The organism is Thioclava sp. NG1 (assembly GCF_003122275.1).
GTDB classification, from domain to species: domain Bacteria; phylum Pseudomonadota; class Alphaproteobacteria; order Rhodobacterales; family Rhodobacteraceae; genus Thioclava; species Thioclava nitratireducens.
On sequence record NZ_QFBB01000013.1, the window covers coordinates 23970 to 38472 of the forward strand.

The 14503-nt window shown below is 60.7% G+C and carries 12 protein-coding genes, 1 tRNA gene and 2 pseudogenes; 9 read left to right on the top strand and 6 right to left on the bottom strand.

Annotated elements, in window-relative coordinates:
* The first annotated feature begins 8 nt into the window (after positions 1–8).
* From DEM26_RS18520 to pyk, 4 genes are read left to right on the top strand one after another with little or no spacing between them, the layout of a single operon-like run.
* Positions 9–1091, top strand: a complete 1083-nt coding sequence (locus DEM26_RS18520; protein ID WP_088736220.1) for a tartrate dehydrogenase — start codon at positions 9–11, stop codon at positions 1089–1091.
* Between the two features lie 11 nt (positions 1092–1102).
* Positions 1103–2176 carry a tartrate dehydrogenase gene (locus DEM26_RS18525; protein ID WP_109173095.1) on the top strand — a complete coding sequence of 358 codons (1074 nt, stop codon included), beginning with the start codon at positions 1103–1105 and terminating at the stop codon, positions 2174–2176.
* Positions 2163–3413, top strand: coding sequence for a glycerate kinase type-2 family protein (locus tag DEM26_RS18530; protein WP_109173096.1), 1251 nt, complete (start codon positions 2163–2165; stop codon positions 3411–3413). Before DEM26_RS18525 ends, DEM26_RS18530 begins: the two co-directional genes overlap by 14 nt.
* Positions 3414–3420: 7 nt before the next feature.
* Complete coding sequence (pyk, locus tag DEM26_RS18535) at positions 3421–4848, top strand: pyruvate kinase (protein WP_199224702.1); 1428 nt, start codon at positions 3421–3423, stop codon at positions 4846–4848.
* A gap of 327 nt (positions 4849–5175) precedes the next feature.
* On the opposite strand, the pseudogene DEM26_RS18540 reads toward pyk, so the two are convergent.
* The 3 genes and pseudogenes from DEM26_RS18540 to DEM26_RS18550 form a co-directional block, all read right to left on the bottom strand.
* A pseudogene (locus DEM26_RS18540) lies at positions 5176–5277 on the bottom strand (IS6 family transposase); the annotation flags it as partial.
* A 695-nt stretch (positions 5278–5972) separates the two neighbouring features.
* Positions 5973–6806, bottom strand: a complete 834-nt coding sequence (locus tag DEM26_RS18545) for a hypothetical protein (protein WP_088736217.1) — start codon at positions 6804–6806, stop codon at positions 5973–5975.
* Positions 6797–7279, bottom strand: a complete 483-nt coding sequence (locus DEM26_RS18550) for a hypothetical protein (RefSeq protein WP_109173097.1) — start codon at positions 7277–7279, stop codon at positions 6797–6799. The genes DEM26_RS18545 and DEM26_RS18550 overlap by 10 nt, the downstream gene beginning before the upstream one ends.
* A gap of 282 nt (positions 7280–7561) precedes the next feature.
* Here DEM26_RS18550 and DEM26_RS18555 point away from each other — a divergent pair.
* Positions 7562–8263, top strand: a pseudogene (locus tag DEM26_RS18555) (IS6 family transposase); the annotation flags it as partial.
* A gap of 446 nt (positions 8264–8709) precedes the next feature.
* On the opposite strand, the gene DEM26_RS18560 reads toward DEM26_RS18555, so the two are convergent.
* The 3 genes from DEM26_RS18560 to DEM26_RS18570 form a co-directional block, all read right to left on the bottom strand.
* Positions 8710–8785, bottom strand: a tRNA-Ile gene (locus DEM26_RS18560).
* Positions 8786–9000: 215 nt separating this feature from the next.
* A complete protein-coding gene (locus DEM26_RS18565) occupies positions 9001–9195 on the bottom strand; it encodes a DUF1127 domain-containing protein (protein ID WP_088736215.1) in 195 nt (64 codons plus the stop codon).
* A 626-nt stretch (positions 9196–9821) separates the two neighbouring features.
* The gene (locus DEM26_RS18570) at positions 9822–10148 is read right to left on the bottom strand and encodes an H-NS histone family protein (RefSeq protein ID WP_088736214.1); all 327 of its coding nucleotides are present in this window, start codon (positions 10146–10148) and stop codon (positions 9822–9824) included.
* A gap of 407 nt (positions 10149–10555) precedes the next feature.
* Between DEM26_RS18570 and DEM26_RS18575 the strand changes: the two genes are divergently transcribed.
* The 4 genes from DEM26_RS18575 to DEM26_RS18590 all read left to right on the top strand — a co-directional run bounded on the left by DEM26_RS18575 (position 10556) and on the right by DEM26_RS18590 (position 14149).
* Entirely contained in the window at positions 10556–11428 is an 873-nt protein-coding gene (locus tag DEM26_RS18575; protein WP_088736213.1) for a LysR family transcriptional regulator, read from the top strand.
* A 186-nt stretch (positions 11429–11614) separates the two neighbouring features.
* On the top strand, positions 11615–12592 hold the full coding sequence (locus DEM26_RS18580; RefSeq protein ID WP_088736212.1) for a DUF1852 domain-containing protein: 978 nt from the start codon (positions 11615–11617) through the stop codon (positions 12590–12592).
* A gap of 25 nt (positions 12593–12617) precedes the next feature.
* Positions 12618–13658, top strand: coding sequence for a methionine synthase (locus DEM26_RS18585; RefSeq protein ID WP_088736211.1), 1041 nt, complete (start codon positions 12618–12620; stop codon positions 13656–13658).
* Positions 13655–14149 carry a flavin reductase family protein gene (locus tag DEM26_RS18590; protein WP_088736210.1) on the top strand — a complete coding sequence of 165 codons (495 nt, stop codon included), beginning with the start codon at positions 13655–13657 and terminating at the stop codon, positions 14147–14149. The genes DEM26_RS18585 and DEM26_RS18590 overlap by 4 nt, the downstream gene beginning before the upstream one ends.
* Positions 14150–14503: the final 354 nt, after the last annotated feature.

Consider the following 14503-nt stretch of genomic DNA (forward strand, 5'->3'; position numbering starts at 1 on the left):
AGAAACTTATGAGTAAACGTAATCACAAGATCGCCGCCATCGGCGGCGACGGGATCGGTGTGGAAGTTGTCGACGCCTGTCTCGAGGTTCTGCACGCGCTAGCGGAGAAAGACGGCGACTTCAGCTTTGCCGTCGAGAACTTCGACTGGTCGACCGACCGCTACAAGCGCACCGGGCAATTCATGCCCGCGGATGGCGCCGACCAACTGCGCGCCTTCGATGCCATCCTGTTCGGTGCGGTTGGCGCGCCAGATGTGCCTGACCACTTGACGCTCTGGGGCTTGCGCCTCGCGATTTGCCAGCCGCTCGACCAATACGCCAACGTGCGGCCTACCCGGGTGCTTCCCGGCATCCAGTCCCCCCTGCGCCACGTCAACGATGGTGAGCTCGACTGGGTGATCGTCCGCGAAAACTCGGAAGGCGAATATGCGGGGCAGGGCGGGCGCTCGCACCCCGGCCTGCCACTGGAGGTGGCGACGGATGTCTCGATCTTTACCCGCGCGGGGATTGAGCGGATCATGCGCTTTGCCTTCAAGTTGGCGCAGTCGCGGCCCCGCAAGCTCTTGACCGTGGTGACCAAGTCGAATGCCCAGCGGCACGGCATGGTGCTCTGGGACCAGATCGCCGCCGAAGTGGCGAAAGAATTCCCCGATGTCACCTGGGATAAGATGCTGGTCGACGCAATGACCGTGCGCATGACAATGGACCCAGCGTCGCTGGACACTATCGTCGCCACCAACCTGCACGCCGACATCCTGTCGGACCTCGCAGCGGCGCTTTCGGGCTCCATCGGCGTCGCGCCCACGGCGAACCTCAACCCCGAGCGCGAAACGCCCTCCATGTTCGAACCGATCCACGGCTCGGCTTTCGACATCACCGGCAAGGGCACCGCCAACCCGGTGGCGACCTTCTGGACCGCCGCGATGATGTTGGAAAATCTGGGTGAGAAACCCGCCGCCGACAGGTTGATGTCCGCGGTCGAGACCGTCACCGCGAACCCGGACCTGCACACGCCCGACTTGGGCGGTAAAGCCACCACCCGCATGGTCACCGACGCCGTCATTGAGGCCGTGCGCGGCCGCAACGACTGAGAGGCAGAGACATGGAAAGTAACCATCTGAACATCGCGGTCATCCCCGGCGACGGAATTGGCAAGGAAGTGATCCCCGAGGGGCTGCGCGTGATAGAGGCTGTCGCCAAGCGGCACAGCATCGACATGCGGTTTGACGACTTCGATTTCTCGTCCTGTGACTACTATCGCAAGCACGGCCAGATGATGCCCGACGACTGGAAGGATCAGATTGGAGGCCATGATGCGCTGTTCTTCGGCGCCGTTGGCTGGCCAGATACAGTGCCGGACCATATCTCGCTCTGGGGCTCGCTGATCCAATTCCGCCGCCAGTTCGACCAATATATCAGCCTGCGCCCCGCGCGGCTGATGCCGGGCGTGCCCAGCCCGTTGGCGGGGCGCAAGCCCGGCGACATCGACATGTGGATCGTGCGCGAGAATACCGAGGGCGAATATTCCTCGATCGGCGGCAAGATGTTCCCGGACACGCCGCGCGAGGTTGTGATGCAGGAAACGGTGATGAGCCGGATCGGCGTGGATCGGGTTCTCAAATACGCTTTCGACCTGGCAGCAAAACGTCCGCGCGCCAAGTTGACCTCGGCCACGAAATCTAACGGAATTTCGATCACGATGCCCTACTGGGACGAACGGGTTGCCGAGATGGCCAAGGCCTATCCTGGTGTGAGCGTCGACAAGTATCACATCGACATCCTGACCGCGCATTTCGTTCTCAACCCCGACAAGTTCGACGTGGTGGTAGCGTCGAACCTGTTCGGCGACATCCTGTCTGATCTCGGCCCGGCCTGCACCGGCACGATCGGCATTGCGCCTTCGGCCAACATCAACCCCGAGCGGGATTTCCCCTCGCTGTTCGAACCGGTGCATGGCTCGGCACCGGATATCGCCGGGCAAGGCATCGCCAACCCGATCGGCCAGATCTGGGCGGGGGCGATGATGCTCGATCACCTCGGTCATGCCGAGGCCGCAGCGGATGTGGTTTCCGCCATCGAGCGTGTCTTGGCCGAGCCTGCCTTGCGCACCCCTGACCTTGGCGGGTCCGCGGACACCGTGACTTGTGGCAAGGCGGTAGCCGATGCAATCGGCTGAACACCTACTTCTGGCGATGCTGGACGCGGCGATTGCCGCCGCCGACCCTGCGACTGTTCTTGCTCGGCATCTGCCCCCGAAACCCGCGGGGCGATGCATCGTGGTCGGGGCCGGTAAATCCGCCGCCTCGATGGCAAAGGCGCTGGAGCAGGCATGGCCCGACGTCGACCTTTCGGGAGTTGTTGTCACACGGTACGGGCATAGAGTGCCGACCGATCGCATTCAGGTCCGGGAAGCCTCCCATCCCGTGCCTGATGCCGCCGGAGAATGTGCTGCAAAAGAAATTCTCGCCGCTGCACAAGCTGCGGGGCCTGATGACCTTGTGCTGGCACTGATCTCTGGCGGCGGCTCAGCCTTGATGCCGCTGCCCGTTCCCCCCCTCACGCTGGACGAGAAGATCGAGGTCAACCGTCTGCTGTTGAAATCCGGCCTGACGATCGAGGACATGAACCGTGTCCGCCGCCGCCTTTCGCGGATCAAAGGAGGTGGGCTGGCCGCGGCCGCAGCCCCCGCACGGCTGGTGTCGCTAGCGATCTCGGACGTGCCAGGAGATGACCCTGCCGCCATCGCCTCTGGCCCGACGGTTCCCGATCCCTCGGCCACCGAGAACCTGTCGCATCTTGTCACCCGGCTCGGCCCCTCACTGCCGCAGGCGGCGCGCGACATCTTGCTCGCGGATCCTGAACCAGCAACCGGTTTCGTCCCCGACTTCCGCATCATCGCGACCCCTCAGACGTCGCTGGAAGCCGCGGCCCAGGTTGCCCGCGACGCAGGCGTTTCGCCAATTCTGCTTGGCGACGCTCTGGAAGGCGAAGCGCGCGAACTCGGCATCATCATGGCGGGAATAGCCAAAGCGGTGCGCACCCATGGCACGCCATTGCGTGCGCCTGCCGTTCTGCTTTCGGGAGGGGAAACCACCGTATCGATTGGCGACACAAAACCTGGGCGCGGTGGCCGGAACACCGAATTTCTGCTGTCGCTCGCTATTGCCCTCAACGGTTCTGAGCAGATCCATGCGCTTGCCGCCGACACCGACGGGATCGATGGCACCGAAGACGCCGCTGGTGCTCTGATCGGACCTGACTTTCTGGTCCGAAGCCAAGCGGTGGGGCTCGATCCGAAGGCCTATCTTGGCGCTCATGACAGCTACAGTATTTTCGATCGGCTGGATGCATTGATCCGCACCGGGCCAACTCTGACAAACGTTAATGATTTCAGAGCGGTTCTCGTTCTCTGAAATTGAGATGAAGGACTCCATCATGATCCGCGACAGACGAGCCAAAATCGTTGCCACAGTCGGGCCAGCGAGTGGCTCTCCGTTCATGCTGCGCACCTTGTTCACGAAAGGCGTTGATACGTTTCGATTGAACTTCAGTCACGGTGAGCACGCGATCCACGCCGCGACGGTCGACGCGATCCGGGCGCTGGAACGAGAGGTTGGGGTGCCGATCGGTATCCTCCAGGACTTGCAGGGCCCCAAGATTCGGCTTGGCCGCATAGCTGGAGGCGAGCGGATGCTGGAACGTAGTGAAAAGATCGCTCTGGTGGCTGAGGACACCACGAACGATTTGACAGCGATACACTTGCCGCATCCCGAGATATTCGATGCAATCGCGCCCGGACACCGTCTGTTCATCGATGACGGACGGGTCCAGTTGACGGTTGTTGCGAAGGCCCCGGGCCGGATCGAGGCCGAGGTGTTGGAAGGCGGAAAGGTCAGCGACCGCAAGGGTGTGAACCTGCCCGACTGTGTTCTGGATCTGCCCGTGCTAACCGAGAAAGACCGCGGCGACCTGGAATACGGCTTATCGCTTGGTGTTGACTGGGTTGCCCTTTCCTTCGTGCAGAAAGCCAGCGACATCGATGCTCTGCGCGCCGTCGTCGGTGACAGTGTCGGGATCGTGGCGAAGATCGAGAAACCGTCGGCCTTGGACGAAATCGAAGCCATCGTCCGCAAGTCGGACGCAATCATGATCGCCCGTGGCGACCTCGGGGTGGAGATACCGCCGGAACAGGTGCCTGCTCGACAGAAAGAAATCATTGCGCTGTGTCGCAGTGAATGCCGCCCCGTGATCGTGGCAACGCAGATGCTTGAATCGATGACATCCTCACCCGCACCAACGCGGGCAGAGGCATCCGACGTCGCCACTGCGGTTTACGACGGCGCAGATGCGGTAATGCTCTCAGCGGAAAGTGCCACCGGCGCGTTTCCTGCCGAGGCTGTTGAGGTGATGGATTGCGTCATCCGAAGCACAGAGGCGCACTCATTCTACGCCAAATCTATTGCTGCCAGCCGCGAGCCAGCTCCCACCCCCGCGGACATGATCGCCGATACAGCGGCAACACTAGCTTGTTCGCTTCAGTCAAAATGCATCTTGGCTTATTCCGTAAGCGGCGCAACCGGCGTTCGTATTGCCGCCCGTCGCCCCAAATTGCCGCTGATCCTCATGACCCGCGATGAGCGCGTATCGCGCCGGATGGCGCTAGTTTGGGGGATGCGGTCTATGCAGGAACCCTCGATAAGCGACTACAACTCGATGGTCTCCACCGCGAAAGACGAATGCGCACGCCTTTTGTCCCCGGCGATCGGCGATACGATGGTTGTCCTGTCGGGGTCACCTTTTGGCAAGGTCGGCAGCACCAACAACATTCGTGTCGCGAAGTTTCGATAACGGTGCCCCCAGCTTGAGAGCGCAATTCACGGGATTGATCTGACCTGCTCTGCCTATGTTTTTTGGACCGCCGGATGCGGAGTTTCCGGCCTTTGTTTCGATGGCGGGCGGGGCTGGTTGCACCAAAGCACGGACACCTGGACCTTCCGGTCCGGGTGCGCCTTTTTCCCGCAAATGCAGGAAACTCATTCTGTCTGGCGATGGCCCCCGTTGACCGGAGGCGGGCTGAGCGGGATTTTCCGCGGCCCTGACTCTTAAATAGGTTCGTCGACTCGGCTCTGTCGCAAACTTATCGATAGGATTTAAGTGGCTGGTCGCTGGACATAATTATGCTGCCAAACTCGCGAAGGTCTGGAGGGTGCTGGCGCCATTCGCCGGGATCTGACCTTTCCGGATCATGTGCGCGACCTCGATGCCAGCGATGGTGGCTTGAGGACGTCTTGAATGTCAGTAAGCGGTGTCTAAGCGGCACGTTGCCTGCGCCGGCGCGGACTGCGAGGTGATACCAATCTCAAGATGGGAGGGCGTTTCGCAATGGCTGCTCAGACTGAGTTTATCAGATCGATCGGAGTGGAGATCTTCGAACAAATAATTGCGAGACAGACCATATACCGAGCGCCTCAGAGGTATGCCTGATTGGCATCTTTAGGTTCGATAAGTCTCCGTTCGTGCGCCGTTCGCGGAAGTCAAGTTTTTCATGGGCCATGTCCGTTACCTTGCTTTCGCCAAGAAAGGAATTGTCGCACACCGGTTCGGCGTATGTCGCGTGCACCTGTGGACGCGCGCGGTCAACGTTGCGTTGATTATAAGGCAGTCTGGCCGATTGAGCCTGAAGGGCAATATCGCATAAAGCTGGGCTTCGTCCTGCTGGCCGAGCCGAATGGTGCCGGAAAGTCCACCTTGCCGAGGCAGCCCCCTCCTGCCGGAATGGCTCCTGAAAGGTTTTTTCGCCGATCTTCTGTTTTGACCGCTTGTCTTCGGTCAATCTCGGGCTTGGTCCCGAAGATGGCTCTGCAGCTTTCCTTTTGCTGTGACACGCCAAGCTGTCCGAGCGACCGTGGCCTTGCGGAAGCTCGTCGGGGGCCGGGCCCTCGCGAGCTGCCCCGGAGCCTCCTTCGGTGATGTTAAGCGAGGTCGGGAACGAACGCGGCGACCTGCTCTGCCTGCTGGATAGCCTGAAGTGTCTCGTGGCCGGAAAGTACCCCGGGCGCAAGCGCCCGGGCGCGTTCTGCCGTCATCAGGCAGTGCTCACGGCGCTGCCACGGAGAGAGCACAAAAGTGCACTCGTCGTTCCGCGTGCGCCATGTGATCACGCTTTTCCCAGTCAAAGGGTGATTGTGCGAAACGATGCCCACCGCTGCCCCCGAGCGCCGACAGGCAAGGATCATACCCTCCGGAAGCTTGTCATACTGTTTCTTGAGACGCCTGTCGCGGGCGGCTTCAGCGCGGCCTTCGCGGAGAATCTCCCGCGCATTGGGAAAGAGCCGCGCCAACTCCAGCAGACATTCCCCGAACATCGAACGGACTTCCGGAGAAGCGGAAAAGGCCTTTGGCAGATCCGCCCGGATCTCTGCCTGTTCCTCTGGCGCGAGGTCTTCCAGCGCTCGCGCGGGAAACTCCGTCTGCCGCAGAGCCAATGCAGCCCCCTCGAGAGCCGCGAGCACCTGAGAGACGAAGTCGGTGATCATCGAGAGCCATCTCCGTTTTTCAGGGGTCGAGAAATGGAGGCGGCTTGTGGCCGCAAGCCACTCATGTGTCCCTGACCCGACCGAAAGCTTTGCGGTCCAGCCGTAGAAACCGGTGATTTTCAGGCTGACGAGCGACGCGTGCCGATTAAGCGTCTCGACGCTGTACGTCGTGTAGCCGCCTCTGTGCTCCATCTCGAAGGTCTGGATGGTGCCGTCCTCCGAGATCCTTTGCGACCGGGCTTGATGGGCGTGCTGATAGATCAGGACCATTTGGCCTCTCCTTTCTCTTCCGGCCGCTGGTCGACCAGCAGGGGCACCGCCAGGACCACCTGTTTCCAAGCCAGAAGGTCGAGGATCTCCGAGGCCGCGACATCGAGGTCATGCCGTATCGCCTCGCATCCCAGAATGGCCATCTCAATCGCGCACCGTACGCGTTCCGCCTCGAGAGAAGGACTGTCGTAGGGGCCGAGCTCCGCACAGGTTCCCCAGTGTCCGGCTTCGCTGAGCGCGTCGACAGCTGGTTCCACGATGCCCTTGAGACGGGCATCGTAGGGCGGAAGTGGTTGCGCGACGCCCAGCCGGAGGTACTCCCTGGTCAGTGTCTGTCCGAGACAACTGCAGAAAGATTTCATTTGCTCCGGCCTCGTGAGACCGAAGGTTGCCATGGTCCTGGCGAACATGTCGGCCTGGCCGATGAGTGCGGAAAGGGTGAGGCCACAGGGGCCGGTGGCGTTGAGGGACATAGGGGGCTCCTGTCTCCGAGAATGTCACCGCGATCGGGCGACGGCGGCGCAGCGCCTTGGGGACGCCTGGAGAGGAGGTGGGTTTTTCTGAACGACGGAAAAGCTGCCGGGCAGATAATTTTTCTCCTTTTCTTTTCAGACCCTTGCCGGAGAACCGGACTTCCTGCGCGGGTCGCCGAGCGGTACTGTCGGCTGACTGCGGTGACACCCTCCGCATCAGTCCCTTCGCCGGCCGTCCGGCTGGCATGGCCAAGTTGATCGCTTCTCGGATAGCGCGGCACCATGGCCATACCGACCTCATTGTCGCGACTGACGGCCTTCCGTTTTCCTCGTGAAATCGTTGCCTTCGCGGTGTGGCCATATCATCGGTTTGCTCTCAGCACGGCGGATCTCGAGGGGCTTCTGGCGGAGCGTGGCATCATGGGTCAATCGTGAAGCGGTTCGTCTTTGGGTGAACCGTTTTGGGGCTCGGTTCGCAGCTTGTATCCGGCGCGACCGGCCCCGACCGCAAGACAAATGGCATATGGATGACGTGGTCTCCCCGATCGACGGAGGGAAACTTTGGCTGTCGCCTGCAATCAATGGCAATGGAGATGTACTCGACATTCTGATCCAGCCTCGCCGCAACGCCAAAGCCGCAAAGCGTTTCTTCGGTCGACTGGTTGCAGCCCATGGCGAACCGCGTGGTGTCATCACGGACAAGCTGTGCAGCTACACCGAGCCAATCAAGGCATTACGCCGGACGCCGCCCTTCGTGCGCACAAGGGGCTCAACAACAGGATCGACGGGTCACACCGGCCGACGCGAAAGCGGGAAAAATGATGGGTCGTTTCAAGTCACCGCCTGACCCTACGATTTCTCGTCGCCCACGACTAAATCAATACGATCTTTCGTCCCCGCCGCTATTGCCATTCGGCTCTCTCATACCGCCATGCCAGAGCCGACCCGTTCAAGCTGTGGCAAGGTTATGCTGCTGATTTATCGTACCTGATTGGGCGATCTCACGCTTATTCCCGTCCACGGCAGATAACTTGGCAATGCCATCGATACCCCAGTGTATTCACTCACCCGTCGGCATCACAGTGCTCCCGCAAACGGATCTTGCGATTTAGGCATGTGCGCCAGTTGCCAAGGGGCGTCCCTAAAGTGAGGTAATAGCGGGTATGCAGCAAGCGGAGGCAGTTTTACTTGAGATGTTTTCTCGCCGCCCATAAAAGCAGCAGGGAAGGCGGGGCTTGAACAATCTGGCACCGCTTTCACCTCCCTGTTGGACTTTGGCCGAGCTTGTCTCGGCCTTTTTTTGTCCAGTGGTGCTCAGAGGAGTGACACGGCCCCACCCGAAAGGGGGTACGGACAGCGGGGCTCAAGGCCGCATGCGTTGAAAGCAGGAGATTTCGTATCTCCGGTGTCTATCATTCCACCATTTCGCCTGGTGCCTCGGGCAGGATTTGAACCTGCGACCAATCCGTTATGAGCGGACAGCTCTAACCGCTGAGCTACCGAGGCGTAGCAGGGAAACGCCGTAAGCTTTTGCGCAATTTATGCTGGCATCTCAAGTGTGCGCGAGTGGAAAAAGGGCGTGGGGACCACATCTTTGGAGCTTAGTCCTGCGCTCCGAGGAGGCTTCCGATCGGCGCCCAGAACATGATGTTGACGTGAGACACGAAAAACCCCCGCTGCCTGTGCTGCGGGGGCTCGTTCTCGGCAGTGCCAAAAATCTTTCAGAGGCCGCGCGCGACGCGGTCGATGTCTCCGCGGAGCAAACCAATATCTTTAAGCTCACGATCCGACAGGCCGTGCAGTTCTTGGCGCGTAACGCGCGCCTCGTTCCAAGCGAGCAGAGCTGAGAAGATGTTCGCGAAGACTGCGGCCACGCCTCGGCCAGCAACGCTGCGGTTCAATTCCATCGTCGACATGACATGACCCCTTTCCAAAATGCCCGGTTTCAGGGCACTATTTCCATGGCAAAGGAGATATATTGTGCAGTTGCAGAAAAGTAGTCGTCGCGGCGGCAAAGTCGGTATGCGCAGGGTGCAAGTCGAATTTAAAAAATAAATACAAAACAGTCATTTATGGTTTGATCTCTTTCGATCGTCGGGCGGACGAGAGGGAGTGCAGCGGAAATGTGCAGGTGCAGCACGAAGCGGCTTTGAGTCGACCAGCCGACAGCAACGGGGCGGACAACTACGATCCCCCGTATGTGCCGCGGTGCTGCGTGTATCAGGGTCGCTGGCGCAATCGCTTGTGGTCACAGCTTCTGCTGTTCCCAAGGGGCAGCTCCCATGTCATGCGCGCACTACAAAACGCCCCTGTTTCCTAATACGTGCCGAGGCATGACCCGCTACTTATCGGTCGGAGACGGCTTTCACTGAAAAGCACGGGCAAAGATGAGCGGCGTCAGGTCCAGAGACTCCGGTGACCAAGAACCGGGTCTCCCGGGCTGTGATGTCCATTGACCATCTCCATCTCGCACCGCGTCTGACCTGCGCCCTCCAACTTATCAAACCGGCACCCTCTGCGGTATCGGGTGTGCTATTCAATATCACTTCTTGATAAGCAGCTCATCGAGAGGCTTATCAGCCTTCAGGTGCTCCTTGACCCATGCCGGTTGGCGTCCGCGTCCGCTCCAGGTCAGGGCGGCGTTTTCTGGATGCTGGTACTTCGGTGGATGCGGCGTCCTGGCGCTTTTTGCCGTCGCCGCACCGGTGAGGTCCGAGAGCGAATAGCCTTTTTCGCGCGCTACGGCCTCAATGGCTTGTAGCGCCTCGCGCCGCTTTCTGGCTTCGTAGTTCTGGATGGCTTTCGCGACGTTTTTCTGGAGAGTTTTGAGTTCATCCAGATCAAGTTCTTCAAGATTGAATTTGTTCATCTGTTTCCTCTGAACGGCGCATCATCCCTATTGCCTATGGTGTTCTCGCCGGGCAAGCAAGCCGCCGATGCTGGGCTCGCGTTTTCCAAATCACGTTATTGACCCATTTGATCCGCGCGAAACACCTTTCAATATTCAAATTTGTTTTTTCAATGACGTTTTGACCTTAGCTAGCCGCAGCATTCGACCCCCCGACCGTTGTCGTTGAGGCAATCAAGGGACAAGGCGAAGATTCGAAATTGACCGTTTGGGGGGGCGGTGAAATCTGAGGTTTTTTTTGGGAGCCGCAGATCGCGGTCGTCAGTGTTGGCGCCAACTAGAACATCCAAGCGAATAAATATATGGCTGGCTTGTCCATAACTCCGATGGGCGTTTAAGGCATGAAAAATGAGGATCGGGCAAGAGACATGATCGACATCCAGCCTCTCATGATCCTGCGCGAAATCGACCGAACGGGAAGCTTGACCGAGGCGGCGGACCGTCTGAGTCTCACGCAGTCAGCGGTCAGCCATGCGATCCGGCGCTTTGAGGAGCGGCACGGAGTAAAGCTCTGGGAACGCGAGGGGCGCAAGCTGCGGCTGACGCCGACGGGGGAGTATCTGCTCGGTCTGGCCGCGCGTGTGTTGCCGCAGCTTGAACATGGCGCCTCGGTGCTGGAGGACTATGCCCGTGGACGGCGGGGGGCGCTCCGGGTCGGGATGGAGTGCCACCCCTGTCAGGATTGGCTGATGCGGATCGTCGATCCGTTCCTCGCTGCATGGCCGGATGTCGATCTCGACGTGACTTCGGCCTTTCAATTCGGGGGGCTCGCCGCCCTATTGGGACACGAGATCGACCTGCTTGTCACGCCCGATCCGGTCGAGCGCCCGGGCCTCGAATATCGACCGGTGTTCAACTACGAGCTGGTTCTGGCCGTCGCCGATGACCACCCGCTTGCCCGCAAGCGGCAGGTCGCGCCCTCCGACATGGTGCGCGAGACGCTCATCACCTATCCGGTGTCGCGCGAAAGACTTGATATCTATAGCAAGTTCCTCGTGCCCGCTCATGCCCTGCCGCGCAGGCATCGCACGGTCGAGACCACCGACCTGATGTTGCGGCTTGTGGCGTCGGGGCGCGCGGTCAGTGCGACACCCGATTGGCTGCTGCGAGGCGCCAAGGGCGTGACTGGCGTGCGCATCGGCTCCGGTATCCCGAAGTCCATCCATCTCGGCTACCGGGCGGGGACATTGCCGAGTTATTTCGAAGGTTTCATGCAGCTGGCGGACTCCGTCGAAATCTGACGACGTGACCTCGGTCGTCGGGCCGGAAATCCGCGCCGCATCGCATGACAGCCTGTCATGGTAATCCGATAAGAAGTCATTTTTATTCATGCGGAGTCTGCGGCAGAAGGAGTCATTGCCAGACGGGCAGGGCCGCACGGCCTTCGCCACCGGATTCAAGAACATTGACAGGAGACCCGGACCGCCATGACCGAGCCCTTCGCATTCCAGATCAAGAGCCAAAGGTTCGACGAAACCTACACGCCCGAGAGCGGCACGCGGCTGACCACGAATTTCGCGAACCTCGCACGCGGAGACCACCGCCAGCAGAACCTCGCGAATGCGCTGCACATGATCGACAACCGGTTCAACGATCTGGCCAGCTGGGACAACCCGCAGACGGATCGCTACGCGGTCGAGCTGGACATCATTTCTGTCGATCTGGACCTCGGCGGCAGCGGAGAAGCCTTCCCGGCGATCGAGGTGCTGCAGACGACCATCCTCGACCGCAGAACCGTCGCCCGCACGCAGGGGCTCGTCGGCAACAATTTCTCGTCCTACCTGCGCGACTACGATTTCAGCGTGGTCCTGCCCGAGCACAACAAGGGGCGGGCCAGCTTCAGCCTGCCCGACGATTTTGGCGAGCTTCATGGCCGCATCTTCAAGGCCTTCCTTGCCTCGGATGCCTACAGGGCGCGGTTCTGCAAACCGCCGGTGATCTGCCTGAGCGTATCGGAAACCAAGAGCTACGAGCGCAGCGCCAACCTCCACCCCGTGCTTGGTGTCGAATATGTCCCAAGCGGCGCGTCGCTGACCGAGCAGTACTTCGCCAAGATGGGTCTGCAGGTGCGCTACTTCATGCCGCCGAACAGCGTTGCGCCGCTGGCCTTCTACCACTGCGGCGACCTGCTGAACGACTACACCAACCTCGAACTGATCGGCACCATCAGCACGATGGAGGCCTTCCAGAAAATCTATCGCCCCGAGATTTACAACGCCAATTCCGTGGCGGGCCAGACCTTCCGGCCCAGCCTCAAGCATCAGGACTTCTCGCCGACCCGCGTGGTCTACGACCGGGAAGAACGCGCACGTCTGGCAGCCGCGCAAGGCAAGTTCGCCGAGGAAACTTTCATCAAGCCGCATCGTGCCCGGCTGGCCGAATGGTCTGCACAGTTCGCTGCCTGATCCATAAACCAAGAAAGACATAACCATGACCAAACTTCTCCCCACCTCCACCGCCGGCAGCTTGCCGAAACCCGCTTGGCTCGCCGAGCCTGAAAAGCTCTGGTCGCCGTGGAAGATGGACGCCGAGGCTCTGGCACAGGCCAAGCAGGATGCGCTGCGCGTGACCCTGGCCGAGCAGCGCGGCGCGGGCATTGATATCGTCAGCGACGGCGAACAGACCCGCCAGCATTTCGTCACCAGCTTCATCGAAGGGCTTGAGGGCGTTGATTTCGAGAAACGTGAGACCGTGCGCATCCGCGACCGCTATGACGCAAGCGTGCCCACTGTGGTCAGCGCCGTGTCCCGCCCTCGCTCGGTTTTCGTCGATGATGCGACATTCCTGCGTGCCCAGACCGATGCCCCGATCAAATGGGCGCTGCCCGGGCCCATGACCATGATCGACACGCTCTATGACGCGCATTACCGCAGCCGGGAAAAGCTGGCCTGGGAATTCGCCAAGCTTCTGAACGAGGAGGCGAAAGAGCTGGAAGCCGCCGGGATCGACATCATCCAGTTCGACGAACCCGCCTTCAACGTCTTCTTCGACGAGGTAAACGACTGGGGCATGGCTGCGCTGGAACGCGCCATGGAGGGGCTGACGTGCCAGACGGCCGTTCACGTCTGCTATGGCTACGGCATCAAGGCAAACACCGACTGGAAGGCGACGCTCGGCTCGGAATGGCGGCAGTATGAGATGATCTTCCCCGCGATCCAGCAGTCCAGCGTCGATCTGGTTTCGCTCGAATGCCACAACTCGCACGTTCCGCTGGACCTGATCGAGATGCTGCGCGGCAAGAAGGTCATGGCGGGCGCCATCGACGTGGCGACCAACACGATCGAGACGCCAGAAGAGGTCGCCGCCACGCTCCGCAAGGCGCTGCAATTCGTGGATGCGGACAAGCTCTATCCCTGCACCAATTGCGGAATGACGCCCCTGTCGCGTCAGGTCGCGCGCGGCAAGCTCGAGGCGCTGAGCGCAGGGGCCGAGATCATCCGCCGCGAATTGGGGGCGACTGCCGCGGCATGACCTCTGCGACGTTGGACATCGACCCCAAGGCGCTGCGCGATTGTTGCGGCCGTTTCGCCACCGGCGTGACGGTCGTCACCACCCGCACGCCCGAGGGCGATCATGGCATGACGATCAGCGCCTTCATGTCGGTCTCGCTCGAGCCGCCGCTGGTATGCATTTCGGTGGGACGCCGGGCGCGGATGCTGCCGAAGCTGCGGGCCTCGGGGCGTTATGCGGTCAATATCCTGACCGAGGACATGCGCGCACATGCCCTGCATTTCGCCGGCCGACCCGATGCGTCGCTAAGCGATCTGTTCGAGGACCGGCACAGCCTTCCGGTCCTGCGCGGTGCGGCGGCGGTGCTGGTGACGGAGGTGACCGAAACGGTCGAGGCCGGGGACCATGTGTTGCTGATCGGCGAGGTCCGGCATCTCGAACACGAGCCTGTCGCCCGTCCGCTGCTGCATCACGCCGGCCAGTTCGGCGGCATCAGCGGTCACGCGGCCTGAGCCGGGCATGCGTGATCATCGGGGCCTGCCATGGTGCGATAGAGGCGACGATGCTCTGATCCAGCTCATGCCGCCCCTTCTTCCTTATACAGATACACGCGACCGGCGACACCAATGCGCCGACCATTGAGGAACGCCTCACCCTTCATTGGCTTCTGCTTCCTCGTCCGTTCACGCCACGCCTGCGTCTTGGCCCTACGCCTCGCTTTCCGCTGTGCGGTATCGGTTGGTATTTTCAAAAAGATACCACAGAAGCGCATGTATCATAAAAACTGCATTTCTTGGGAAGGGCGCGGTTCTCTCCGTTTCGTTGCTTACAGCAGCACGCTCTTGACACATTGCGATTCCGCCTGG